The 25,874-nt window shown below is 28.8% G+C and carries 27 protein-coding genes; 2 read left to right on the forward strand and 25 right to left on the reverse strand.

What is annotated here, in order from left to right; genetic code table 11:
* Positions 1 to 90: 90 nt before the first annotated feature.
* The 19 genes from I2E83_RS01250 to pta all read right to left on the reverse strand — a co-directional run bounded on the left by I2E83_RS01250 (position 91) and on the right by pta (position 17,356).
* Positions 91 to 903: a ribonuclease HII gene (locus I2E83_RS01250; RefSeq protein ID WP_195263623.1), complete on the reverse strand. Its 813-nt coding sequence runs from the start codon at positions 901 to 903 to the stop codon at positions 91 to 93.
* A gap of 4 nt (positions 904 to 907) precedes the next feature.
* Complete coding sequence (ylqF, locus tag I2E83_RS01255; protein ID WP_195428296.1) at positions 908 to 1,777, reverse strand: ribosome biogenesis GTPase YlqF; 870 nt, start codon at positions 1,775 to 1,777, stop codon at positions 908 to 910.
* 283 nt (positions 1,778 to 2,060) lie between these two features.
* A complete protein-coding gene (gene rplS, locus I2E83_RS01260; protein WP_195263625.1) occupies positions 2,061 to 2,411 on the reverse strand; it encodes a 50S ribosomal protein L19 in 351 nt (116 codons plus the stop codon).
* Positions 2,412 to 2,524: 113 nt separating this feature from the next.
* Positions 2,525 to 3,238: a tRNA (guanosine(37)-N1)-methyltransferase TrmD gene (gene trmD / locus I2E83_RS01265; RefSeq protein ID WP_195263626.1), complete on the reverse strand. Its 714-nt coding sequence runs from the start codon at positions 3,236 to 3,238 to the stop codon at positions 2,525 to 2,527.
* A complete protein-coding gene (gene rimM, locus I2E83_RS01270; protein WP_008678380.1) occupies positions 3,228 to 3,725 on the reverse strand; it encodes a ribosome maturation factor RimM in 498 nt (165 codons plus the stop codon). Before rimM ends, trmD begins: the two co-directional genes overlap by 11 nt.
* Before the next feature lie 210 nt (positions 3,726 to 3,935).
* The gene (locus I2E83_RS01275; protein ID WP_008678378.1) at positions 3,936 to 4,175 is read right to left on the reverse strand and encodes a KH domain-containing protein; all 240 of its coding nucleotides are present in this window, start codon (positions 4,173 to 4,175) and stop codon (positions 3,936 to 3,938) included.
* 44 nt (positions 4,176 to 4,219) lie between these two features.
* On the reverse strand, positions 4,220 to 4,465 hold the full coding sequence (gene rpsP, locus I2E83_RS01280) for a 30S ribosomal protein S16 (protein ID WP_008678375.1): 246 nt from the start codon (positions 4,463 to 4,465) through the stop codon (positions 4,220 to 4,222).
* Positions 4,466 to 4,498: 33 nt separating this feature from the next.
* Complete coding sequence (gene ffh / locus I2E83_RS01285) at positions 4,499 to 5,851, reverse strand: signal recognition particle protein (protein ID WP_195428298.1); 1,353 nt, start codon at positions 5,849 to 5,851, stop codon at positions 4,499 to 4,501.
* A 19-nt stretch (positions 5,852 to 5,870) separates the two neighbouring features.
* Positions 5,871 to 6,200, reverse strand: coding sequence for a putative DNA-binding protein (locus I2E83_RS01290; protein WP_195263628.1), 330 nt, complete (start codon positions 6,198 to 6,200; stop codon positions 5,871 to 5,873).
* A 124-nt stretch (positions 6,201 to 6,324) separates the two neighbouring features.
* Positions 6,325 to 7,242, reverse strand: coding sequence for a signal recognition particle-docking protein FtsY (gene ftsY / locus I2E83_RS01295; protein ID WP_195263700.1), 918 nt, complete (start codon positions 7,240 to 7,242; stop codon positions 6,325 to 6,327).
* A 16-nt stretch (positions 7,243 to 7,258) separates the two neighbouring features.
* Entirely contained in the window at positions 7,259 to 10,822 is a 3,564-nt protein-coding gene (gene smc / locus I2E83_RS01300) for a chromosome segregation protein SMC (protein ID WP_195428300.1), read from the reverse strand.
* A gap of 189 nt (positions 10,823 to 11,011) precedes the next feature.
* Complete coding sequence (locus I2E83_RS01305; RefSeq protein ID WP_195428302.1) at positions 11,012 to 12,046, reverse strand: radical SAM protein; 1,035 nt, start codon at positions 12,044 to 12,046, stop codon at positions 11,012 to 11,014.
* Positions 12,039 to 12,737 (reverse strand): ribonuclease III, encoded by a 699-nt coding sequence (rnc, locus tag I2E83_RS01310; protein ID WP_195428304.1) that lies wholly within the window; start codon positions 12,735 to 12,737, stop codon positions 12,039 to 12,041. Before rnc ends, I2E83_RS01305 begins: the two co-directional genes overlap by 8 nt.
* A 131-nt stretch (positions 12,738 to 12,868) precedes the next feature.
* A complete protein-coding gene (acpP, locus tag I2E83_RS01315) occupies positions 12,869 to 13,099 on the reverse strand; it encodes an acyl carrier protein (RefSeq protein WP_008678360.1) in 231 nt (76 codons plus the stop codon).
* 76 nt (positions 13,100 to 13,175) lie between these two features.
* The gene (gene plsX / locus I2E83_RS01320; protein ID WP_195263632.1) at positions 13,176 to 14,177 is read right to left on the reverse strand and encodes a phosphate acyltransferase PlsX; all 1,002 of its coding nucleotides are present in this window, start codon (positions 14,175 to 14,177) and stop codon (positions 13,176 to 13,178) included.
* Between the two features lie 57 nt (positions 14,178 to 14,234).
* The gene (gene rpmF / locus I2E83_RS01325; protein WP_008678357.1) at positions 14,235 to 14,420 is read right to left on the reverse strand and encodes a 50S ribosomal protein L32; all 186 of its coding nucleotides are present in this window, start codon (positions 14,418 to 14,420) and stop codon (positions 14,235 to 14,237) included.
* 2 nt (positions 14,421 to 14,422) lie between these two features.
* A complete protein-coding gene (locus tag I2E83_RS01330; RefSeq protein WP_195263633.1) occupies positions 14,423 to 14,932 on the reverse strand; it encodes a DUF177 domain-containing protein in 510 nt (169 codons plus the stop codon).
* Between the two features lie 199 nt (positions 14,933 to 15,131).
* Entirely contained in the window at positions 15,132 to 16,328 is a 1,197-nt protein-coding gene (locus I2E83_RS01335) for an acetate kinase (protein WP_195263634.1), read from the reverse strand.
* Between the two features lie 26 nt (positions 16,329 to 16,354).
* Positions 16,355 to 17,356 carry a phosphate acetyltransferase gene (pta, locus tag I2E83_RS01340; protein WP_195263635.1) on the reverse strand — a complete coding sequence of 334 codons (1,002 nt, stop codon included), beginning with the start codon at positions 17,354 to 17,356 and terminating at the stop codon, positions 16,355 to 16,357.
* Between the two features lie 224 nt (positions 17,357 to 17,580).
* Here pta and I2E83_RS01345 point away from each other — a divergent pair, with 224 nt between their 5' ends.
* Entirely contained in the window at positions 17,581 to 18,786 is a 1,206-nt protein-coding gene (locus I2E83_RS01345; protein WP_195428306.1) for a nucleotidyltransferase, read from the forward strand.
* Between the two features lie 47 nt (positions 18,787 to 18,833).
* Positions 18,834 to 20,024 (forward strand): sporulation integral membrane protein YlbJ, encoded by a 1,191-nt coding sequence (gene ylbJ, locus I2E83_RS01350; protein WP_195428307.1) that lies wholly within the window; start codon positions 18,834 to 18,836, stop codon positions 20,022 to 20,024.
* Here the strand turns inward: ylbJ and I2E83_RS01355 are convergent.
* The 6 genes from I2E83_RS01355 to I2E83_RS01380 all read right to left on the reverse strand — a co-directional run bounded on the left by I2E83_RS01355 (position 20,010) and on the right by I2E83_RS01380 (position 25,828).
* Positions 20,010 to 20,546, reverse strand: coding sequence for an ATPase (locus I2E83_RS01355; RefSeq protein WP_195263638.1), 537 nt, complete (start codon positions 20,544 to 20,546; stop codon positions 20,010 to 20,012). The two genes, ylbJ and I2E83_RS01355, sit on opposite strands and share 15 nt — an antisense overlap.
* A 25-nt stretch (positions 20,547 to 20,571) precedes the next feature.
* The gene (gene coaD, locus I2E83_RS01360) at positions 20,572 to 21,045 is read right to left on the reverse strand and encodes a pantetheine-phosphate adenylyltransferase (protein WP_195263639.1); all 474 of its coding nucleotides are present in this window, start codon (positions 21,043 to 21,045) and stop codon (positions 20,572 to 20,574) included.
* Between the two features lie 17 nt (positions 21,046 to 21,062).
* Positions 21,063 to 21,617: a 16S rRNA (guanine(966)-N(2))-methyltransferase RsmD gene (gene rsmD, locus I2E83_RS01365; RefSeq protein WP_195263640.1), complete on the reverse strand. Its 555-nt coding sequence runs from the start codon at positions 21,615 to 21,617 to the stop codon at positions 21,063 to 21,065.
* A 64-nt stretch (positions 21,618 to 21,681) separates the two neighbouring features.
* On the reverse strand, positions 21,682 to 23,712 hold the full coding sequence (gene recG, locus I2E83_RS01370) for an ATP-dependent DNA helicase RecG (protein WP_195263641.1): 2,031 nt from the start codon (positions 23,710 to 23,712) through the stop codon (positions 21,682 to 21,684).
* Between the two features lie 86 nt (positions 23,713 to 23,798).
* Positions 23,799 to 25,469 carry a DAK2 domain-containing protein gene (locus I2E83_RS01375; protein ID WP_195428308.1) on the reverse strand — a complete coding sequence of 557 codons (1,671 nt, stop codon included), beginning with the start codon at positions 25,467 to 25,469 and terminating at the stop codon, positions 23,799 to 23,801.
* A gap of 11 nt (positions 25,470 to 25,480) precedes the next feature.
* Entirely contained in the window at positions 25,481 to 25,828 is a 348-nt protein-coding gene (locus tag I2E83_RS01380; RefSeq protein ID WP_008678337.1) for an Asp23/Gls24 family envelope stress response protein, read from the reverse strand.
* Positions 25,829 to 25,874 lie beyond the last annotated feature (46 nt).

Here is a 25,874-nt window from a genome sequence, read left to right on the forward strand (position 1 = left end):
AAAATAAATTAACTTTTTCAAGGCAATAAACCTTACTAAAATTAAATAAAGTAAATTCATAAGACTGTACTTCTATATTATATATTTGACTTAAAGTATATTCTTTAAAAATGATTTTCTATGTATTTTACATGCTCCAAATTTCTTTAAACCTTCAATATGTTTACTAGTACCATAACCTGCATTTTCCTCAAAAGCATAATGTGGATACTCTTTTGCATAATCTTTCATTAAATTATCTCTATAAACCTTTGCTAAAATAGATGCAGCAGCTATTGATGCTGACTTTGCATCACCTTTTATTACTGATTTATTTGGAATATTAATTCCCTTAACTAAATATCCATCTGATAAAACAAGATCTGGCTTAATTTTCATTGATGTACAAGCTTCTAGGAATATATTATTATTACAATAAGCTATACCCTTTTCATCGATTTCATCATTTGAGCTTTCTGAGATAAAATATGCTAACGCTTTTTCTTTTATTATTTCCGATAAAGCTTCTCTTTTCTTTTCTGATAATTTCTTAGAGTCATTTAACCAAAGTATAAGTTCATCTTCCATGACATTTAAATCTAATATAACTGCACATGATACAATTGGTCCTGCAAGCGGTCCTCTTCCTACTTCATCAACTCCAGCTACATATGTATACTTTCCAAATCCTTTATCGAAATTATACATTAATTTTACTCTTTGAACTTCTTTTTCTATCTTTTTCTTTTCTTTAAGTAACTTTTCAGCTAATGCTTTAACATTTTTTCTTTCATCTAAAGATAGCTTATCAATCAAATATACAAGTTCTGCATTATTTCTTTCTTCAATTATATTTATATTATCTACATGAGACTTTATATCTTTATAACTTAAAGTTTTTATATCCTTTTTTAATAAATCCATTAAATTACCCCTCTAACTCTTCTATATCATTTGGGCGCTCTAATGAAATATTGCCTATTTTCCCACCTCTAAACTCGTCTAAAAGAATTACAGCTATTCTATTATAATCTATTTCTCCGCCTTTAACTAAGCATCCTCTTTTTCTCGCTATGCTATTTAGTGTTTCTAGTGAATCTTCATTTATTTCTTCAATTTTATATCTTTCTTTTAATTTATCACCATAAAAGCTTTGAAGTCTTTTTACTAAATTAAATGATAGTTCCTCTATATCCATTATTTCATCCTTAATTGCTCCAGTAAAAGCTAAATTAAGGGCGGTTTTTTCATCTTCAAACTTAGGCCATAAAACTCCAGGTGTATCAAGCATTTCTATATCCATCTTAGTTTTAATCCATTGTTTACTCTTTGTTACTCCAGGTCTATCCCCTGTCTTTGCTATATTATTTTTAGCCATCTTATTTATAAATGTAGACTTACCCACGTTAGGTATTCCTACTACCATAACTCTCATTTGTATTTTTACTAAACCCTTAGCCTTTAATCTATCATGCTTTTCCTTTAATAATAAATCTAAGGTTGGTTTAATTTGATTTAATCCTTTTCCTGTTAAACAATTTACTTCTATAACTTTTACATTTTCTGAAGATAAATGATTCATCCACATTTTTGTTACTCTTGCTTCTGATAAATCACTTTTATTTAAAAGTATAACTCTTGGCTTTCCTTCACAAAGTTTATCTATATCAGGATTTGCTGAGCTTCTTGGTATTCTAGCATCTCTTATTTCAATAATTGCATCTACCAATTTTAAGTTTTCTTTTATTTCTCTTTGAGTTTTTTTCATATGTCCAGGAAACCAGTTAATTGTAGGCATATTAAAATTCCTCCCTATCTACTTAATATTTTGTATTATATCCATTTATATTTTCTTATATATCAATAATTAAAATTTAATTTCTTTATAAGTAAAAAAGCAATCATATGTAATTCACATATCATTCCGTTGCCTTATTTCAGTTTAACGCAAATTTACATATGGTCACTTTAAAAATGAAGATAAATATTATATAAACTTATTTACACAATAATATCATTGTACTTTCCTAAAAATAAAGAAAAAGGGACTTATAAAAGTCCCTTACTTAATCATTAGATAATTATCTAACGTTTAATTCTTTAACTTTAGCAGCCTTACCTACTCTGTCTCTTAAGTAGAATAACTTAGCTCTTCTAACTTTACCTTTTCTTACAACTTCCATTTTATCAATGATTGGAGAGTTCATTGGGAAAGTTCTTTCTACTCCAGTTCCGTAAGCAACTCTTCTTACAGTGAAAGTTTCTCTTAATCCACCGTTTTGCTTCTTAATAACTGTTCCTTCAAACATTTGTACTCTTTCTCTTGTACCTTCTTTAATTTTAACGTATACTTTAACAGTATCTCCTACGTGGAAATTTGGAAGATCACTTCTCATTTGTTCTGCTTCAATAGCTCTTATTATTTCGTTCATTGTGTAGTCCCTCCTTAAATTTATATTAGACGTTCTTAACAAATACTTGACAGAGGACCGCCCGTACTAACACAAAGGTTATTTTAACATAAGTAATGTTATATTTCAACAATTTATTTATACTTTTCTAGTATTTTTTTATCCTCTTTAGTAAGAGTCATTTTATTATATAAGTCTTCTCTTTTTCTTTTAGTTATTATTAATGATTGAGCTCTTCTCCATTTTCTTATGTTCTCATGATGTCCTGAAAGCAATATATCTGGAACCTTATCCCCTTCAAATTCCTCTGGTCTTGTATACTGTGGATATTCTAATAATCCATCTGAAAATGATTCATCAATATAACTTTCTTCTTTTCCCAAAACTCCATTTTTTAATCTTAATATAGAATCAATTATAGGAATTGCTGCCATTTCACCACCAGTCAATATAAAATCTCCTAATGATATTTCTAAATCTATATGCTTATAAACTCTTTCATCAATACCTTCATAATGTCCACACATAAATATAAGCTCATCTTCCTTTGCTAAGTCTTTAGCCATATCTTGATTAAAAGTTTTTCCTCGTGGTCCTAGAAAAATTACTTTTCCATTATTAGATTTTTTGCAATGCCTTATAGAATCTACTAATGGTTGAGGAGTCATTACCATTCCAACTCCTCCACCATAAGGATAATCATCTACTTTTTTGTGCTTATTCACTGTAAAATCTCTTATATTTATTGCATCTATTTCTACAAGTTTTTTTTCTTTAGCTTTTCCTATAATACTGTGATTAAATATATCAAACATTTCAGGAAATAATGTAAGAATATTAATCTTCATCTTGCCATTCTCCTACTGGTTTTATTGTAATTTTTCTATTTTCTACATCTATATCTGTCACTATATCCAAAAGAACAGGTATTAATAACTCCTTTGGTTTTCTTATCCAATACACATCATTATTTTTTGTTTGTATTACATCATAAACTTCCCCTAAAGATTTACCTTCTGTATCATAAACATTGCATCCTATTATATCTGCAATATAATATGTATCCTCTTCTAATGGAACTGCATATTCTCTTGGAATTTCCATATATTTATTTTTATATTTTTCTGCTTCTTCTATAGAATCAATTCCTTCTATTTTCACTATTACTCTATCTTTTTGAAATTTACAACCTTGAATTTTTCTTTCTACTCCATCAATTAATACAAAATCTAAATCATTATATCTTTTGGGGTCATCAGTTAAAGCTATAACTTTTACTTCTCCTTTTAATCCATGAGTATTTACTATTTTCCCAACTCTTAAAATATCCCTCATTTTAGCACCTCTTTTTATTAAATTATTTATTTCAATTTATCTATTTAGCTTAGTATTGTCCATATATACTAAAGTTAAAACACTAATTTTAATTTAGCATATTTAATATTTCTAATATTTCTATAATATTTGATAGATACATTAGAAATATTACAATTAATTATATATTTCCTTATAGTAATTGTATGTTTAAAAAGAGTTAGGATTATCCTAACTCTTTACATCAATAATTTCAACTACTACTTTTTTGTCTTCTTTCATTGCTGCTGCTTTTACAACAGTTCTAATAGCTTTTGCTATTCTTCCCTGTTTACCAATTACTTTTCCCATGTCTGCAGGAGCAACCTTTAGTTCCAGAATAATTGATTGCTCTCCTTCGATTTCATTTACATGAACTTCATTTGGATTATCCACAAGGGATTTAGCTATAATTTCAATTAATTCCTTCATAAACACCTGTAATTATGATAATTACAGAGTTCACCTCCTAAAAATTACTTATTTAATCCTGCTTGAGCAAAAAGTCTCTTAACTACATCTGTAGGTTGAGCTCCATTTTGAACCCATTTAGTAGCTTTTTCTTCATTGATTTTAACTTCAGCTGGTTCAGTTAAAGGATTGTAGTATCCTATTTCTTCGATGAATCTACCATCTCTTGGTGCTCTTGAATCAGCAACTACTATTCTATAGAAAGGAGCTTTCTTTGCACCCATTCTTCTTAATCTGATTTTTACTGCCATGTTGTTTCACCTCCTTTAAAAGTATAATTTATATTAACTCATAAAAGGTAATTTACCAAAGAATCCTTTTTTAGATTTCTTTTGAAATGACTTCATTTGTTTCATTTGCTTTCTCATCATATCAAAGCCCTTAATGAGTTTATTTACTTCTTGTAATGATGTACCTGAACCTTTAGCAATTCTTTTCTTTCTTGAAGATGATCCAGCTATAAGCTTTGGATTTCTTCTTTCCTTTGGTGTCATTGAATGAATTATAGCTTTTACTCTGCCTAACTGTTTTTCACCAGCATCGAAATCTATATCTTTCATTTCTTTTGGTATCCCAGGCACCATTTCCATTATCTTGCTTAAAGATCCTAGTTTTTTCATTTGTTCCATTGCTGTTAAATAATCTTCATAAGTAAAATCATTTTCTAGCATTTTTGAGCTTAATTCTTGTGCTTCTTTATCGTCAAAGGCTTGCTGAGCTTTTTCTATTAATGAAAGAACATCTCCCATTCCTAATATTCTTGAAGCCATTCTATCTGGATAGAAAACTTCAAAATCACTCATTTTTTCACCCACACCAATAAACTTAATTGGTTTTTCTGTAACACTTCTAATTGATAAAGCTGCTCCACCTCTCGTGTCACCATCAAGCTTAGTTAATATAACACCAGAAACATCCAATGAATTATTAAAGCTTTCAGCAACATTTACGGCATCTTGACCTGTCATTGAATCTACTACAAGTAATATTTCTTGTGGATTTACCACTTCTTTGATAGATTTCAATTCTTCCATAAGATTTTCATCTATGTGCAGTCTACCTGCTGTATCTATTATTATTACATTATTTCCATTTTCCCTTGCATGAGCTATACCTGCTTTTGCAATATCAACAGGATTTACTTTATCACCCATTTGAAAAACTGGAATATCTATTTGCTTTCCAACTACCTCTAATTGTTTAATAGCTGCTGGTCTATATATATCACAAGCTACTAAAAGAGGTTTTTTATTTTGCTTTCTAAGTTGTAGTGCAAGCTTACCACTCATTGTAGTTTTACCTGCCCCTTGAAGACCAACCATCATTATAACTGTTGGACCTACAGAGTTAAAGTCTAATTTACTTTCACTACCTCCCATAAGATTAGTAAGTTCTTCGTTAACAATTTTTATAACTTGTTGAGCTGGAGTTAAGCTTTCTAAAACTTCATTTCCAACACACTTTTCACTAACGCTTGAAATAAACTTCTTAACTACTTTAAAGTTAACATCAGCTTCAAGTAACGCAAGTTTTACTTCTCTCATGGCTTCTTTTATATCTTTTTCAGTTAGCTTTCCTTTGCCCTTAAGCTTCTTAAAAGCTTCCTGTAACTTATCGGATAAACCTTCAAAAGCCACGTTAATCCCTCCTATGATCTTATAAATCTTCTAAAATACTTTTATATTTATTATAATCATCTTCAGATATTGAGTATTTATTTTTTAAATCCTCAAGAAGACTTATAATTACTTTTTCTTGATTAAAACTTTTTTTAAGTAAATTAAGTTTACTTTCATAGGATAGAAATTGTTTATAGCATCTCTTTATTAAATCATGGATAGCCTGACGACTCGTGTTATTCAATTCAGCAATTTCAGCTAAGGATAAATCCTCATTATAGTAAAGCTCCATAATTTTATACTGTTTCTCTGTTAATAATGGACCATATAAATCCATTAATAATGAAATCTCAACCCTATCTTCCATTTCATCACCTTACCCACAAAAGAGATTTTAACAAAACAATTCTATACTGTCAAGTATTTTTACTTAACACCCAATAAAAATTTTGTTCAAAATTTTTAAATGTACAATTGATAATTATCAATTGTTAAAACAGTGCTTCTGCAAATCCTTCTGCATCGAATTCTTGAAGGTCATCTATTCCTTCTCCTACACCTATATATCTAACTGGTATATTTAACGTGTTTTTAATTGAAATTACAACTCCACCTTTAGCTGTTCCATCTAGCTTAGTTAATATAATACCATCAATAGGGCAAGCCTCCATAAATTGTTTTGCTTGAATTACGGCATTTTGACCTGTAGTTGCATCTAATACTAAAAGTGTTTCTTTTGATGCATCATTAAATTCTCTATCTATTATTCTGCCTATTTTAGATAATTCATCCATAAGATTTTTTTTATTATGAAGCCTTCCTGCTGTATCACATATTAATAAATCAATATTTCTTGACTTAGCTGCATTTACAGCATCAAAAACTACTGCTGCTGGATCAGAACCTTCCATATGCTTTACTAAGTCTACCCCTGCTCTTTCACTCCATACTTCTAGTTGGTCTATAGCAGCTGCTCTAAATGTATCTGCTGCTGCAAGTAATACTTTTTTACCTTCTTCTTTACTCTTTGCTGCAAGCTTCCCTATAGAAGTAGTCTTACCTACTCCATTTACACCTATTACAAGTAATACTTTCTTTTTAGAAGCTATATCTTCTTCTTTTCCTTCTGTTCCTTCAAGTAATATATCTTTGATTACAGCTTTTAAAGCTGGATAAACTTCACTTGGATCATTAATTTTTTCTTTTCTTATTTTTGCTTTTAATCTATCTATAATTTCTACTGTTGTATCCATTCCTATATCAGACATAACCAAAATTTCTTCTAATTCTTCATATAAATCTTCGTCTATAGTAATAGCTAGTTTTAGTGTTTCATTTATTTTATCTGTAAGTGCATCCTTTGTTTTTGAAAGTCCTGATTTTAAATTGTCAAATATTTTTCCAAATATGGCCATAGTTTACCTCCTAATTATCTTTGCTTAAGTCAACAGAAACTACTTTTGAAACTCCTTTTTCTTCCATAGTCACTCCATACATAACATCACTTGCTTCCATGGTACCTTTTCTATGTGTAATAACTATAAATTGTATATTCTCAGAGAATTCCTTTAAAAACTCTGCATATCTATATACATTTGCATCATCTAATGCTGCTTCAATTTCATCTAATATACAAAATGGTGTTGGCTTCATCTTTAAAATTGCAAATAAAAGTGCTATAGCAGAAAGGACTTTTTCTCCACCTGACATTAAATTTATATTTTGAAGCTTTTTACCTGGTGGTTGAACATTTATTTCTATATTAGCTGTTAGTTCATCACCTTCACCTAAAATAAGTTCTGCATTTCCACCTTTAAATAAATCCTTGAATGTTTCATTAAAGTTTTTATTTAGTATCTTGAAATTTTCTCTAAATAACTCTTGCATCTTTGAAGTCATTTCATTAATAACGGTCATCAACTCATCTTTTGCTTTGTTTAAATCCTCTTCTTGAGCAGACATAAACTCATATTTTTCGCAAACTTCTTCATATTCTGCAATTGCTGCTAAATTTACTGTTCCAAGTGCAGTAATTTTAGCTTTTAACTTAAATATCTCATCCTTAACCTTTGAAATATTTTCTATCTCTAATGCAATTTCAACAGCTTCTGCTAAGGTTAAATTTAATTCTTCATTTAACCTTTTATAATGATTTTCCCTTTCACTTTCTATTTTGGCATATGCTATTTCCCTTTTATTTAGCTCTCCTTCTAGATTTCTTAATGTTTCTATTAATTCATTAGTTTCTCCATCTTTTATTTTTAACTTATCCTTTAAAGTTATTCTTCTTACTTCATCAGACTTAAAAATATCTTCAAGTTCATTTAACCTCTTATTGATTTCATCTATTAAATTTACTTTTTCATCTATTTGATTTTTTAAGTAGTTTATATTTTTTTCCTTTTCAGTATTTTCAACTTTAAGCTTTAATATCTTTTCTTCTTTTTCTTTTTCATCTTTTTCTTTTCTTTTTATTTCTGATTCTTTTCCATAAACTACTTCGTCTAATGTTGCTTTATTTATTTTTATTTGCATAACTTCATCTTTTATTTTATCAAAGTTTTCCTTCTTTTCAATCAATAATGTTTGTAAACTTTGTGACTCATTTTTATTGCTCGAATTATTTTCTTTTAATTTGTCTAATAGTTCTTTTTTTATCTTTATTTCTTCTCTTAATCTATTTAAAGTTTCCTTATTTAAAGATAATTCTTTTTTTGAAACTTCAAGAGAGTTTTTAAGCTTATAACCTTCATTTTCTAATGCTTTAATTTCACTTTCAAATCTTGTTATGTCAATTGTCTTTTCATGGACTTCATCGCTTTTATTTAGATTTTCTTCATCTATTACTTTTATTTCTTCTTTTATTTTATTTAAAGACTCCTGCTCTAAAGAATATCTTTCTTTACTCTTTGATATATTTTCTTCTAATTCCTGAAGTTCTCTTCTTCTTCCTAAAATACTTGAATTATTTTTCTTATATATACTCCCTCCAGTAAGAGCTCCTCCTGGACTAATAACTTCACCATCTAAAGTGACTATTTTTAATTTATAATTTCCAAGTTTAGATATTTTTAAGGCACAATCCATATCTCTTGCTATTATTGTTTTACCTAAAGAATAATCCATTATCTCCTTAAATGTACTGTCAAACTCAATTAAATCAGATGCTAATCCTAAAAATCCAGGAACATTTTTTATATTGTCAGAAATTATTAATCTATTACCCTTAATAATATTTAATGGTAAAAAAGTCGCTCTTCCTAAAGAATTTTTCTTAAGATAATCTATTAATAGCTTTGCTACATTTTCATCTTTTGTAATTATATTTGAAATAGCTCCACCTAAAGCTATTTCTATAGCAGTTTCATACTCCTTATTCACAGTAAATATCTCACCTAAAACCTTAGTACCTTTTCCATAAGAAACCTGACCTTTTTCTATTCTTTCCATCAATCTCTTTACGGATAATTGATAACCTTCATAGCTTTTTTCTAAATCCTTTAAAGTTGTTAATTTACCTTCTAAAGTATTAATATTTTTAGATATTTCTCTTATAAGGCTTTCTTTCTTTGTTGCTGAACTACTAAAATTAGAAAGCTTTTTCTTATTTTCAATTATATTATTTTTTATTTCTTCTCTTACTTTTCTTGTTTCATCAATATTTTTCTTAAGGCCTAAAATTGTAGCTAAGTTAATACTTATATTTCCTTCAATAGTCTTTAAAGTATTTTCTCCATTTGCTCCTAGTTCCTCTTTATTTAAGATTTCTTTATTTAATAAAGCTATATTATTATTTATTTCTGATGTCTTCCTTAAAAGTTCAAATTCTTCATCTTTGAAATGTTGAATCTTTTTCTCTAACTCCTGAATTTCCCTATTTAAATCTTGTACTTCTTTTTCTAACCTCTTAATATCATCTTCTCTTTGTATTTGCTCTTTTATCTTTTCTTCTAGTTCCTTGCCTAAAAGGTTTTTTTCATCTATAGAAATTTTCAAACTCTTTTCTAAATCTTCTATTTCTGATGAGTCTCTCTTTATTACTTCATCTAAATTTTTTATCCTCTCTTTGAATATTTCTATATTCTTTAGACTTTGATTTAATTCTTCCTTTTTAGTATAATATTCACTTTTTTCTGCATTATTTTTGTTTTCTAACTCTTCTATCTTACTTTCTAGCAATAGAAGCTCTTCTTTGTCTTTATGTAACTTATTTCTTTTAGTTTCAATATCACTTTTTCTACCAGTTATATCTTCACTTATTCCATTAATTTCTTCGTCAATTCTACTTATATTATTAACTAAAACAGAAACTTCTTTAACTTTAAGCTCTTCTGCTAAAGTTTTATACTTTAAAGCCTTTTCTCTCTCTATTTTTAATGGCTCTATTCGCTCTTCATAAGTAGATATTATGTCTCGTATTCTAACTAAATTATTTTCAGTATTAGATAGCTTTCTTTCTGCTTCTTCTTTTCTTGACTTAAATTTAACTATACCTGCAGCTTCTTCTAATAGAGCTCTTCTATCTTCTGCTTTACCACTTAATATAGCTTCTATTTTACCTTGTCCAATAAGCGAATACCCCTCTTTACCTATCCCTGTATCCATAAACAAATTATTAATGTCTTTTAGCCTACATTTTTGATTGTTTATTAAATACTCCGTTTCACCAGATCTAAATATCCTTCTTGTAACAGTTACTTCTGAATAATCTGTATCCAATGAATTATCTGAGTTATCTAGCGTAAGTGAAACTTGAGCTAGTCCAACAGGTTTTCTAAACTGAGTCCCCGCAAATATGACATCCTCCATTTTTCCACCTCTAAGTGTTTTTACACTTTGTTCACCAAGAACCCATCTTACAGAATCAGATATATTACTTTTTCCACTTCCATTTGGACCTACTACTGCTGTTACTCCTTTTCTAAACTTTAACTGGGTTTTATCTGCAAAAGATTTAAAACCTCTTATTTCTAGGGATTTTAAAAACATAGATACACTCCTTACCTATATCAATGATACTACTAAACTCATTGAAAACATGATTGCTAAAATTATAGTAATTACATATATCATTTTTTGTCTTGTTTGCTTCTTCATAATTACCACTCCTATTCTTATTTAAGTTTATAGTAAAGATGCTAAAATATCAATAATAAGGTAGGCAAAATCTTGCCTACCTTATATACTAACCTTTTCTATTCTTTTTAGCACGATAATATTAACATTTCCTCTGTCTACTTTATCTTTGGTAGCTATTAGTATTTTTCCTTTATGATTATTTCTTAAGTTATTAAAATATACTTTCTTATTTGCATAAAGCTTACTTAAATCTTTTGAATTTATTTCAATAATTATATCTTCATTTTCATTTATGACAGATCCAATTTTATCACAAATTAAACTTCCCTCTACCAATTCTCTAAATGATGGATGGAACGGTCCATCTATTATATCTTTTCCCCATGTTATACTTTCAGTTGGCTGAAGACCTATTCTAATTATATTAACATTTGCATCTTTATATAGCCTATATAGATCTTTAGATATGTCAACAGCTTCTTCTAAGGAATACGGTTTATATTGACCTCTTTCATACATGTCAGCCATAGGTGTGTCTTTAATTACTAATGAAGGATATATCCTACATATATCCGGCTTCATTTTTATAGACTTCTTTACAGTTTCTATATCTTTTTCAAAAGTATCCCCTGGAAGTCCTGGCATTATTTGATGTCCTAATGTAATACCATATTCTTTTATTAGTTTAGAAGCTTTTTCTACATCTTCTGCACTATGCCCTCTTCCTGATAATCTTAACACTTCATCATCTAAAGATTGTACTCCAAGTTCAATTACATCTACCTTATAATCTTTTAAATAATCTAATATGTAATTATTTATTGCATCAGGTCTTGTAGACATTCTAATTTTATCTATATAACCTTTTTCTTTATATTCTTTTGCAACTGCTAGTAATTCTTTTTGTTTATTTACATTTATTGCAGTAAAAGTTCCTCCAAAAAATGATATTTCGACAGTTGCATTTTTATGATCTATAGTCTTAAGATATTCATCTACAGTTTCTCTTACATCTTTATCTGTAACTTCTTCATGAACAACTTTTGCTATTCTATCTTGATTACAAAATACACACTGATGCGGACACCCTTGATGAGATATAAATATTGGTATTATATAATGTCTTTTAATCATTTAATTCCTCCAAGTTTCTTAAGGCTTCTTTAGCTGCATTTTGCTCTGATTCTTTTTTGCTATAACCTTCACCTTTTCCAAGCTCTTTATCTTCAATTAAAACTGAGGTATAGAACTTTCTCCTGTGTGGAGGTCCTTCATACTTAAGTAATTCATATATTATAGAGACTTCCCCTGACTTTTGCATTTCCTCTTGAAGCTTAGTTTTATAATCTAAAACAATATCATTATTTATTGCTTTATTTATTATTTCTTTAAAGTGGCCTAAAATATAATCCTTAACAAATTCAAGCCCTTTATCTAAGTAAATTCCTGCAAGTAAAGCCTCTACAGCATCAGCTATTATAGAAACCCTTTCTCTTCCTCCTGTTAGCTCTTCACCCCTACTTATTCTAATAAAATATCCTAAATTTAATTTTTTACCAATTTCATAAAGTGAGTTTTCACAAACTATAAGGCTTCTTATTTTTGTTAATTCACCTTCACTCTTATTTTTATAATTTAAGAAAAGATACTCAGTTATACATAACTGTAATATAGAATCTCCTAAAAATTCAAATCTTTCATTATACTCTTGATCTTTGTGTTGATTTGCGTAAGAACTATGTGTTAATGCTGTTTTTAAAAGCTTTGGCTCATTAAACGTTAATCCTATACTATCCTCAACTTCTTTTATATTAAACTTCGCCATTTCGTACACTCCTTGAAGTTTATTCTTCAATTTGCTTTTTAAGAAACTCTTTTTAATAGAGCAAATTCAAGAATAAACCAAATTCTCCTGTATATTTTAAATATAAAATCCCGCATTAAAGCGGGATTATATTATTCTTCAACATGATTCTTTAAATACTTAACTACATCTCCGACAGTTTTAAAATTTTCTGCTTCTTCATCTGGGATTTCAGTATCTAGCTCGTCTTCTAAAGCCATCATAAGTTCAACTAAATCTAATGAATCTGCATTTAAATCGTCAACGAATGAAGAATCCATTGTTATATCATCTTCGTTAATGCTTAATTTTTCAGCTATTATTTCTTTAACTTTCTCAAACATCTAATTCACCTCCTACATACATCATTTAGATAATATTATATATTATTTATCTAGTCAATATGCATATTGGAATAAATTATATATTATTTTGAAGTTCTTCTTTTATTTTTTCTAATACACCATTGTCATAAAAAGTTTTTGTTTGCCTTATAGCATTTTTAAAAGCTTTTCCATCTGAACTTCCATGGGCTTTAATACAAATACCTTCTACGCCTAAAAATGGTGCTCCACCATATTCTTTATAATCAAATTTCACTTTTAATGACTTAAATACAGAACTTAAAAGACCAGCACCTATTTTACTCATTATACCACCTGATAAAATTTCTTCTTTTATCATGTTTAATAATGTTGATGCTACACCTTCATACATTTTTAACAATGTATTTCCTACAAAGCCATCACAAACTAAAACATTTACATCACCTTTTGATGTATCTCTTGGTTCTACATTACCAATAAAATTCAAACTATCTTCTTCTTTTAACAGCTTATGAACAGTTTTAGTTAATTCGTTCCCTTTTTCTTCTTCTGCACCTATATTAACAAGCCCTACTGAAGGATTATCATTCCCTAGTACACCTTGATAATATACTTTCCCCATCTTAGCAAATTGAACTAAGTAATTAGGCTTACAATCTACATTTGCTCCAGCATCTACTATCATGAAACTACCATTTTTCCCAGGCATAATTGGAGCAAGTGCTGGTCTCTCTACACCTTTTATCCTTCCAACTATAAGTGTACAACCTGCTAAAAATGCACCTGTACTACCTGCTGATATAATAGCATCACATTCTTTTTCTTTAACAAGTCTCAATGCTTTGCATATACTTGAATCCTTTTTCTTCTTTAAAGCCATTACAGGATGCTCATTTGGAGAAATAACCTCTCTTGCATCGACTATACTAATTAGTCCTTCATCATATTGGTATTTCTTTAGCTCTTCTTCTATTTGCTCTTTAGGACCTGTTATATAATATTCTATTCCTTCATATTCCTTCAAAGCTTGAATAACGCCTTCTACTACGGCTTTAGGTGCATTATCTCCACCCATACCATCTATAGCTATTTTCATAATACCACTTCGCCCCTTTTCTTTATATATAAAGAAAAGAAAGTCATTAGACTTTCTTTATTCTTCTACTGAAGCAACTACTTCTTTACCTTTATAGAATCCACAGTTCTTGCAAACTCTGTGAGCTAACTTCATTTCGTGACATTGTGGACACTCAACTATTCCAGGTAAGCTCGCCTTAAAAGTTTGAGCTCTTCTTGAATTTCTCTTTGCTCTATATGTTTTTCTAGCTGGATTTCCCATTACTACACCTCCTTATTTCCAAACAACTCTTGTAACTTTGCCAGTCTTAAGTCTACATCATTTGTCTCACATTGACAAGAACCTTCATTAAGATTTTTACCGCATTGGTAGCAAAGTCCCTTACAGTCATCTGTGCAAAGTCTCTTAATAGGTAAGGTTGAAATAATAACATTTTCAACTATTTTAGCAATATCTAAAGTATCGCTATCTACAAAAATAATTTCTTCATTATCTTGAAGTTCCTTATTATTTGTAAACCTTTCTTCTATATCAATATCTATTGGATAGATAAAGGCCTCTAGGCATCTTGAACAATTTAATTTCAATTTTGTTTTTATTGAAGCTTTTAAAGTTAAAACATCTTCAACAGAGATAACATTTCCAACTAAATTTACAGCTTCTACAGCTTCTATTTTTTCTCCATCAAAATAAAGTGGAGCTAATTCATATGTTACATTGATTTCTTTTTTTCTTTTCTTTGATGAAATTAAGTCTGAAAATTGTATAATCATATGTACTGCTCTAGACAATGTCCTCATATCCTTCAGGATACATTATACACCTTATGTGTATAGCTTGAGCAAAGCTTCATTTCACTCCTTAGATAAATATTTGCCGAATAAACACAATTTATTATATAAAGTGCATGATTAAAAGTCAAGCAATTTATTCTAAATAACCCAACTAATAATTATGCACTCTAAAAATCAACTACTTTATTAGTTCAACAGTATCTCTTGCTATAACTAATTCTTCATTAGTTGGTATAACAAAAGCTTTTACCTTACAACCATCTTTAGATATTTCTCTTACTTTACCTCTAACATTATTTCTTTCAGTATCTACTTCTACTCCTAAGAATTCTAATCCTTTTAGAATTGACTCTCTAGTTTCTGGTCCATTTTCTCCAACTCCAGCAGTAAATACTATAGCATCAACGCCACCCATTATAGCAGCATATGATCCAATTGTAGCTCTTACTTTATATTCAAATATAGCAAGTGCTAATTTAGCTCTATGAATTCCTTCTTTAAATGCAGCATCTTCAATATCTCTAAAATCTGAGCTAATTCCTGATATTCCAAGAACACCTGATTTCTTATTTAATAAATCGTTAACTTCATCAATTGATAAACCTTCTTCTTTCATTAAGAAAGTAACTATAGCTGGATCTATATTCCCACTTCTTGTTCCCATAGCTACCCCTTCAAGTGGAGTGAATCCCATTGATGTATCTATAGATACACCATTCTTAACAGCGCATAAACTTGCACCATTTCCTAAATGGCATGTAACTATTTTTAAATCTTTTATATCTTTCCCCATAACTTCTGCTACTTTTTGAGAAACATATTTATGAGAAGTACCATGGAATCCATATTTTCTTATTCCATGTTTATTATATAAATCATATGGAAGAGCATATAAATATGCTTCTTCTGGCATTGTACCATGGAAAGCAGTATCAAATACAGCTACCATTGGTGTATTTGGCATTAAATCCTCACAAGCTTCAATACCTATCATGTTAGCTGGATTGTGAAGAGGAGCTAATTTAAAGCAATCTTTAATATAGTCCTTAACTTCTTCATTTATAACTACAGAATTTTTATATTTTTCTCCACCATGAACAACTCTATGTCCAACAGCTGTTATTTCATCCATTGATGAAATAACTCCATTTTCTGCATCTATCAATGCATCTAAAACTAACTTTATAGCTATCTTATGATCATTCATAGGTTGCTTAACTATATACTTATCTCTTCCTTCAACCTTTTGAGTTAAAACTGATCCTTCAATTCCTATTCTTTCTACTAATCCTTGAGCTAATGATTCTTCAGTAGCCATATCGATTAATTGATATTTTAGTGATGAACTACCACAATTAATTACTAATACTTTCATTTGTTTTACTCCTTCCTAATGGATAATTATTTTTGAGCTTGCGCTTGAACAGCAGTTAATGCAACAACATTAACTATATCATCAGAGCTACAACCTCTTGATAAATCATTTATTGGCTTTGCAAAACCTTGACACATAGGACCTATAGCCTCTGCATTAGCAAATCTTTGAACTAATTTATATCCTATATTACCACTTTGTAAATCTGGGAATATTAATACATTAGCTTTACCTGCAACATTACTATTTGGAGCCTTTTGTGCTGCTACTTTATCAACTATAGCTGCATCTAATTGTAATTCTCCATCTATTAAAAGGTCTGGTCTTAATTCCTTTGCGAGTTCTGTAGCTTTTCTTACTTTATCAACCATTTCATGATCTGCACTTCCCATTGTTGAGAATGAAAGCATTGCCACTCTTGGTTCTACCTTGCAAAGATTTCTAGCTGTGTCCGCTGTAGCTATTGCTATTGCAGCTAATTGTTCGTAATTTGGATTTGGGTTAACTGCACAATCTGAGAATAGAAGCATACCTTCTTCTCCATATTTAGATCCAGGTACCATCATTATAAAGAAACTTGAAACAACTGACACTCCTGGGGCAGTCTTTATTATTTGTAATCCTGGTCTAAGTAAGTCTCCTGTCGTATGTACAGCACCTGATACCATTCCATCAGCATCATCTAACTTAACCATCATAGTCCCAAAATATAACGGATCTTTTACTATTTTTTCCGCCTTTTCTAAGGTCATACCTTTACTTTTTCTTAATTCATAAAACTCATTAATATAAGTTTCTAATCTTTCTGAATTATTTGGATCAACTACTTCTATTCCTTCTAAGTTTACTCCTAATTCTTTAGCCTTTTCATTAATTCTAGTATTATCTCCAACTAAAACTGGATAAGCTAAACCAAGCTCTTGGATTCTTTGAGCTGCTACTAAAGTTCTCTCCTCATCACCTTCTGGAAGAACTATTCTTCTTTTATCAGCTTTAGCTGCATCCCATAATTTATTCATAAGTTCCATAATATTTACTCCTTTCAAAAAGACACGGACTCATCTTCATATACTAATATACTCCTAAGTAACTATAATTTTCAACATAAAAATAGCCGAAAGATTTAATTCTTTATATTATAAATATTCAGAATATTCTCCTCGTATTTATAGTCCTCATCTTTCATATTAATCTTTTAATAAATTTTTATTATGCTATAATAATTTTATATTTCCCAATAAGGAGTGTATTTATGAATATAACAGGAATAATAACAGAATATAATCCTTTTCACAACGGTCATCTTTACCACTTAAATTCTGCCAAAAAAGAAACGAATTGCGATGGCATAGTTTGTATAATGAGCGGAAATTTTGTTCAAAGAGGTGAACCCGCATTAATTGATAAATGGAAAAGAACTGAAATGGCAATTTTAAATGGTGTTGACTTAGTTATTGAATTACCTACTTTTTATGCTTTATCTTCTGCAGAATTTTTCGCAAAAGGTTCTATATATATTCTTGACTCAATCGGTGTAATCAATAACATTTTTTTTGGAAGTGAATGCGGCAATATAAGTTACTTAGAAAAAATTGCTAAAACATTAACAATTGAATCCTATGATTTACAATCTAAAATTAAAGAAAATTTAAAAACTGGAATGACCTTTGCTAAAGCAAGAGAACTATCTTTAAAAGAGATATTAAAAGATGACTCAATTGAAGAAGTCTTATCCAGCTCAAATAATATTTTAGGAATTGAATACATAAAATCTCTAATAAATTTAAATAGTTCTATTGTCCCAATGACTTTAAAACGAGAAGGGGCAAGATATAACGATAAATCATTAACTAGTACTTTTGCTTCAGCAACAAGTATCAGAGAAAACTTAAAAAAAGATTTATCTTTAGAAGAACTAAATAAATATTTACCTAGTGTATCTTTAGATATTCTTTATTCATTAAAAGAAATTAATTACCCTTTTGTATTTGAAAGAGAAATGTATCCATACATTAAGTATAAACTACTAACTAATTGTATAGATTTTAACAATCTTTTCGAAATAAAAGAAGGCTTAGATAACAAATTTTTAAAGGAAATTTGCAACAGTAATTCATATGAAGATTTAATATTCAAAGTAAAAAGTAAGAGATATACATATACAAAAATTTCTAGATTAATGGCTCAGATATATTTATCTTTAGATAAGTATTCACATGAGGAACTAATTAAACCAACAAATCTGTATGCTAGAGTTCTTGGTTTCAATAACACTGGAAGATCTATATTAAAAGAAATGAAAAAAAAATCAAAAATACCAATTATAACAAAAGTGCCTAAAAATATAAATAACCCTTTATTGAATTTAGATATTCAAGCAACTAAGGCATACTCAATCTTAAATAACAAATTAAATCCATTAAGTGATTATTTTAAATCACCTATAATAAAAGATTAATATTAAAAAGTCATAGGCATATAAATACTATATAGGAGGTTAATTTTATGTTTAGTATTTTTGTTTTATGGCTTTTTGTTTTTTTTCTTGTAGCTTTATTATTAAAACTTTTAAATGTAAAAAAGAATTATGTAATTTGCTTTGCAATCACAATTTTTATTATTATATTTGTTGTAAATTTACAAGTCAGTATGGCTGCAGCCATAAATGGAGCAAAACTAGTTGTAGCTGCAATATTACCAACAATTTTTCCGTTTAGTGTTATATGTAATTTACTAATTTATTATGATGGTATAGGACTTTACTCAAAAATACTAGGTCCATTGCTTTGCAAACCATTAGGTCTTTCAAAAACTTGCTCTTTCCCATTAGCTGCAAGCTTTATATGCGGCTATCCTTTAGGAGCAAAGTATTCTTCAGATATTTATGAACTTGGATATATACATAAAAGCGAGTATGAAAGGCTATTAAATATAGCTTCTAATGCAGGTCCTATTTTCATATTAGGATCAGTTGCTGCTTCTATGCTTTATAATATAAAATTTGGATATATCTTATTAATTGCTAATTACTTATCTATAATTATTGTAGGTTTTTTAACAAGAAAAAAAACTATTAATATTATTTCATCTAATAATATTAATAGTACTTATAAAGAACATCCTTTTGGAACTAATTTGAAAAATTCCATAGAAGGTGCTATTACTACAACTATCAATGTAGGTGCCTTTGTAATAATATTTTCTGTAGTTATAAGCATAATAAAAAGCAACACTTATATAAGTACTGCTTTTGAAACTTTGGAAAACTTAATTAAATTACCATCTGGAACTTTATACAACTTATTTTTAGGTAGTATTGAATTTACAAACGGATGTAAATTAATATCTATATCCAATATATCTATGAACTTAAAATTAAGCATGATGAGTTTTATTTTATCATTTTCAAGCTTATCAGTTATAGCTCAAGTAAGCTCTATAGTAAGCAAAAGTAATCCAAATATGAAAAAATATATTTTTTATAAATTTATCCAAGGAGTAATAAGTTTTGTAATAACCTTTGTAGTAAGTAATATATTATTATCTTCAATACCTACTTCAAATATAACTCCAAGTGAAAATTATACTATTTTAACATTTTATAAATTTTTTATTCCTATATTAATATTCTTTACTATAACACTATTAATATCGATGATAGTAAAAAACTTTAAAAGAAGATTACATTCCTCTTAATTCTGAAATGTTTTCTTTAATTTTATCTCCTGTACTACTTAATTTTTCATCTATATCTTTTGCTGCCATTTCAAAAGATTTTTGCATATTTTCAATTAGCGTATTTCTTTTTTCTTCAATTTCTCTATCTAATTGAGCTAAAATTTCTGTTGAATATTCTCTAGAACCAATTCTAATTGCCTTAGCATCTCTTTGAGCTAGGGCAATTATTTCATTAGCTCTTATTTTTGCTTCCTTAACTATATCATGATTTTCAACTTTCTGCTTCATCATTTCCATAATTTCACTTTTGGTTGATTCATAATGCTTTTGAGCATCACCTAAAATTCTATCCTTTTCAGTCATTACCCATTGTGCTTTTTTTAATTGATCTGGAAGATAATTTACTACTTGATCTATTACTTCTAAGAATTCCTTCTTATCTATTACACTTTTACCTGTTATAGGTACCTTAGGTGCTGTTTCAATTAATTCCTCTAAGTATTCTAAAAGTTCTATAATATTAACTTCAATCTTCTCCATACCTCTTCCCCCTTGATAAAAATCATTAAAATCTATCCATAACTTCTGTAATTAATTCTTCAGGTACAAGACCTTTAATATTTCCACCAAACTTTGCTACTTGCTTTACTGAAGATGAACTTACGTAAGAATATTCTGAAGAAGTCATAATGAATACAGTTTCTATATCTGAATCAAGTTTAGAATTCATAAGTGCCATTTGAAATTCATATTCAAAGTCAGATACTGTTCTAAGACCCTTTAATATAACTTTTGAATTATGCATTCTTGCAAAATCCACTAACAATCCATCAAAGCTTAAGACTTCTACATTTTTTAAATCCTTAGTAACTTTTTTTATTAACTCAACTCTTTCTTCAATGTCAAATAAACATTTTTTATCCATATTTACTAGCACTGCAACTATAAGCTTATCATAAATTTTAGCGCCCCTAGTAATTATATCTAAGTGACCATTAGTAATAGGATCAAAACTTCCTGGATAAACTGCTATATTCATATCTCTCACCTTTTAAATTACTCCTCATATTTATAAAAACATACTGTTGTATTACCATACTTTCTACTTTGTAATAACTTTATATCTTTATATCCATCATATATTTCTTCTATAGAATCTATTTTAGTGACTATTATTCCACTTTCTTTTAGCATATTATTTTCTTTAATTATTTTTATTGCTTCTGGAATCATTTCCTTACAATAAGGTGGATCTATAAATATAATATCAAAAATCTTTCCTTTTTTATTTAACATTTTTAAAGCATCATATGAATCCATATTTAATGGAGTACAAAAATCTTGAAATTTTAAATTTTCTACATTTTGTTTTAATAAAGGAAATGTTGTGTTACTTTTATCAATTAAATAAACCTCTTTAGCTCCTCTACTTGCTGCTTCTAAACCAAGACTTCCTGTCCCTGCAAAAACATCTACAACAACTGCTTCTGGTATGTATCCTTGAATTATACTAAACATAGCTTCTTTTACTCTATCTAAAGTTGGTCTAGTTTCCATAGTTGCAGGAGGTATTAATTTTCTTCCTCTTGCTTTTCCTGCTATTATTCTCATTTAGTTTCCTCCTTAGGTACTATCATTTCAATTTTAACATAATATTTCTTTATATACAATTTTTTTAGTTAAAACAAATATATCGACTATATCTCTCAATTGAATTAGATATTTCATTACATAATTTTACATGCTCTATTTTATCAGAGTTAATTAAATTATTAGCTTCATATCTTGCACATTTCAATATATCTATATCTTCATATATATCTGCAAGAACAAGCCCAATATCCCCACTTTGCTTAAGTCCAAACATTTCACCTGCACCTCTTAGCTTAAGATCTTGTTCTGATATATAAAAACCATCTGTTGACTCTGTCATTATTTCCATTCTCTTTTTTGTCTTTTCATTTTTAGCTTTTCCTATTAAAATACAATATGATTCATATTGCCCTCTTCCTACTCTCCCTCTTAATTGATGAAGTTGTGCTAATCCAAATCTTTCTGAATTCTCTATAATCATCATTGATGCATTAGGCACATTTACACCTACCTCAATAACAGTGGTTGAAATAATAACTTTTACTTTATTATCTTTAAATAAGTTTATGAGCTCATCTTTTTCTTTTGGCTTCATTTTACCATGTAATATTTCTACACTCACATTCCTGAATACACCATCTTTTAATTCTTCATAAAGCTTTTCTACTGAATTTAATTCCATTTTCTCATTTTCTTCAATTAAAGGACAAACTATATAAACTTGCCTTCCTTTTCCTATTTCATCTAAAGCTAAATCATACGCTAACATTCTATCATTTTCAGAATAAAATCTTGTATCTATTTTCTTTCTTCCTGGAGGCAACTTATCAATTATTGATACATCTAAATCAGAATACATATATAAAGCTAGTGTCCTAGGAATAGGTGTAGCTGTCATAACTAAAACATCTGGTCTTCTTCCCTTGTTTATAAGCTTACTTCTTTGTTCAACACCAAATCTATGTTGTTCATCAGTAATAACAAGTCCTAAATTGGTAAAATCTACATCTTCTTGTATTAACGCATGTGTTCCTATAACTATTAATGGTTCTCCAGTTGATATTCTTTCTTTTATTCTTCTTTTTTCTTTTAAACTAGTACTTCCAGTTAGCAATTCAACTTCTACATTGAAATTTTTTAAAATTTTCAATGTTTCTTCATAATGTTGATTAGCGAGTATTTCTGTAGGAACCATTAAAGAAGCTTGGAACCCATTTTTTATAACATTAAACATAGCTATTATGGCAACAATAGTTTTTCCACTACCAACATCCCCTTGAACTAACCTGTTCATAGAATATTTACTTTTTTGATCTCTTAAGATTTCTCTAACAACTTTTGTTTGTGCATCTGTTAAATTAAAAGGTAATGATTCCTTTAACAAAGTTAATTCTTTATGCCAATAAAAAGAAATACCATCATTGCTTCTTAACTTATTTTTAAGTAATAACAGTTTCATTGAGTAAGTAAATAATTCTTGAAATTTTAATCTTATAACTGCTTGATTTAAATCACCTTTGCCTTTTGGAAAATGTATTTCTCTGATAGCTTTATCAAGACCTATCATATTATACTTATCTAAAATTTCCTTTGGTAAATTATCTGTTATTATTACTTCATCTAATATCTGATTTATAAGCTTTGTAATTATCCTATCACTTAAATCACCCTTTAATGGATATTTGGGGATAATTTCGCTTTTTTTTGCATCTCTACATCCAACCATAGGATTTATTACTTCTAATAAATTTCCTGTTCTTTTAAACTTCCCAACTAAATCATAAGATTCATTTAATCTATAAGAATTTTTTATGTATCTTTGATTAAACCATTTTGCGATAACTATATGTCCTTTATAATCAAATTTTATTGCAGATATTATCTTACCAGTTTTAGTTTTAACATCTCTATCGTATCCTATTACTCTACAAGTTAAAATTTGTTTTTCTTCGCCATCTATTTCATTAAAGTCAACATCACCTTTAATAAATTCATAATCTCTAGGAAAATATAAAAGTAAATCATATATGGTAAATATCCCACATTTATTAAGCTTTTCAGTAAGCTTTGGTCCCACTCCTTTTAGAGTAGATATTTCCATAAATATATTCATTTGCTCACCTCAAAATTTTAATTCAATAAATATTAAAGCACAAGTTTCCACTTATGTAAATAAAGTAGTAACTTGTGCTCTTATCATTATTCCACTGACATTAAGAAGTAATAAAGAGGTTGTGCTCCTCTGTAGCATTGAACATCTAAATCTTCATACTTTTCTTCTATTTCTTCTGCAAATTTTTCTGCTTCTTCTTCAGTAACATCTGCACCATATAATATTGTTATAAGTTCACTTTCTTCATCTATCATCTCAGCAAGTACTTCTTTTGCGACATCACAATATGATGATCCAACTTTCTTTATCTTGCCTTCAATTAGTCCAAGCATATTTCCTTCTTTTATTTCTATTCCATCCATTTCTGTATCTCTTACAGCATAAGTTACAGAACCTGTCTTAACCATTCCCATTGCTTCATTAAGATTATCTATATTTTCCTCAACTTCAGCTTCTGGATTAAACATAGTTATGCATGTTATCCCTTGAGGAATTGTAGTTGTTGGAATAACTTTAACATCTTTATCAGATATTTCAGCTGCTTGATTTGCTGACATTATTATATTTTTATTATTAGGTAAAACAAATATATGTTCAGCATTTAATTTAGATACACACTCCATTATATCTTGAGTTGAAGGATTCATCGTTTGACCACCTTCTATAACATAATCAACACCTAAATCTTTAAATATATTCGTTATTCCTTCTCCCATAGCAACTGCTACGAAAGCATATTTCTTCTTTTCTTGCTCTAATTCTTCAACAGCAGCTTCACCTTCAAAATGATTTGAATCATCTACATGAGCTTCTTTATATTCTTCTTTACTTAAAAGCACTTCTCTATGCTCTTCTCTCATATTATCTATTTTTATTTTAGATAATTCTCCTAATTTAACAGCCTTTGCTAAAACAGCACCAGGATCATTAGTATGAATATGTACTTTTATTACATCTTCATATCCAACTACAACTTGTGAGTCTCCCATAGGTATTATTTCATCTCTAAATTTGTCTGCTTTACTAGCATCTGCAAGAATTATAAATTCAGTACAATATCCAAATTTTATATCAATATCTTCTGTACCTTGAGCTCCTTGCATTTTAGATGAAGCTGGCTTAATATCTTTTATTTCTGCTTTTATATCATCTTTTAAAGCATCATACATCCCTTTAAGGATAATATATAATCCCATTCCACCTGAATCTACAACCTTAGCCTTCTTTAAAGCTGGTAATAAATCTGGAGTTTTATCTAACATTATTTTTGCTTCTGTTACTATAACATCCATAAGATCTACCACATCTTTAACATCTGTATCTATAGCTGCTTCTGCAGCTGCTCTAATTACAGAAAGTATAGTTCCTTCTGTTGGCCTCATAACTGCTTTATAAGCAGCATTACTACCTTCTTTAAACGCTATTGCAAGTTCTACAGTGTCTACTTCAGTTTTTCCTTCTAATCCCTTAGAGATACCTCTTAGTATTTGTGAAAGAATTACTCCTGAATTTCCTCTTGCACCCATTAAAGCTCCTTTTGCAAGCTTTTTTGAAGTTTCTGCAATTGAATCAGAATTTAATCCTTCTATCTCTTTAACCGCAGCTTTAAATGTAGCTGACATGTTTGTTCCTGTATCTCCATCTGGAACAGGGAATACATTTAAAGAATTAACGTATTCACTTTCTTCTAACAATCTATTGCTAGCGTTAACAACCATATTATAAAAATCATGGCCATTTATTTTCTGATATTTCATCTTTTTACCTCCTAGACTCTAACTGCTTGAACATTTACTGTAACAGATGAAACTTTTAATCCAGTAAAGTTTTCCACACTATAACGTACCTTTTGTATTATGTTATTTGCTATTACAGAAATCTTTGTTCCGTATTCAACCATAACATATAATTCTATAACTAATTTATCTTCATTAAACTTTAGCTTAACACCCTTACTTAAATTTTCTATTCTCATTAATTCCCATAAGCCTTCAGTGGCATTCTTAGAAACCATACCAACTACTCCATAGCACTCCATAGTTGAAAGTCCAACAATTTTTGCAAGTACCTCTTCAGAGTAATGTATATTTCCAAGTTCATTTGAATATCCTACCATATAGAATCCTCCTTATAAATATCCTTATACTATATTTTATATTACT

Origin of the sequence: Clostridium sp. D46t1_190503_E9, assembly GCF_015555225.1 — a bacterium.
In the GTDB taxonomy this organism is placed as follows: Bacteria; Bacillota; Clostridia; order Clostridiales; family Clostridiaceae; genus Clostridium.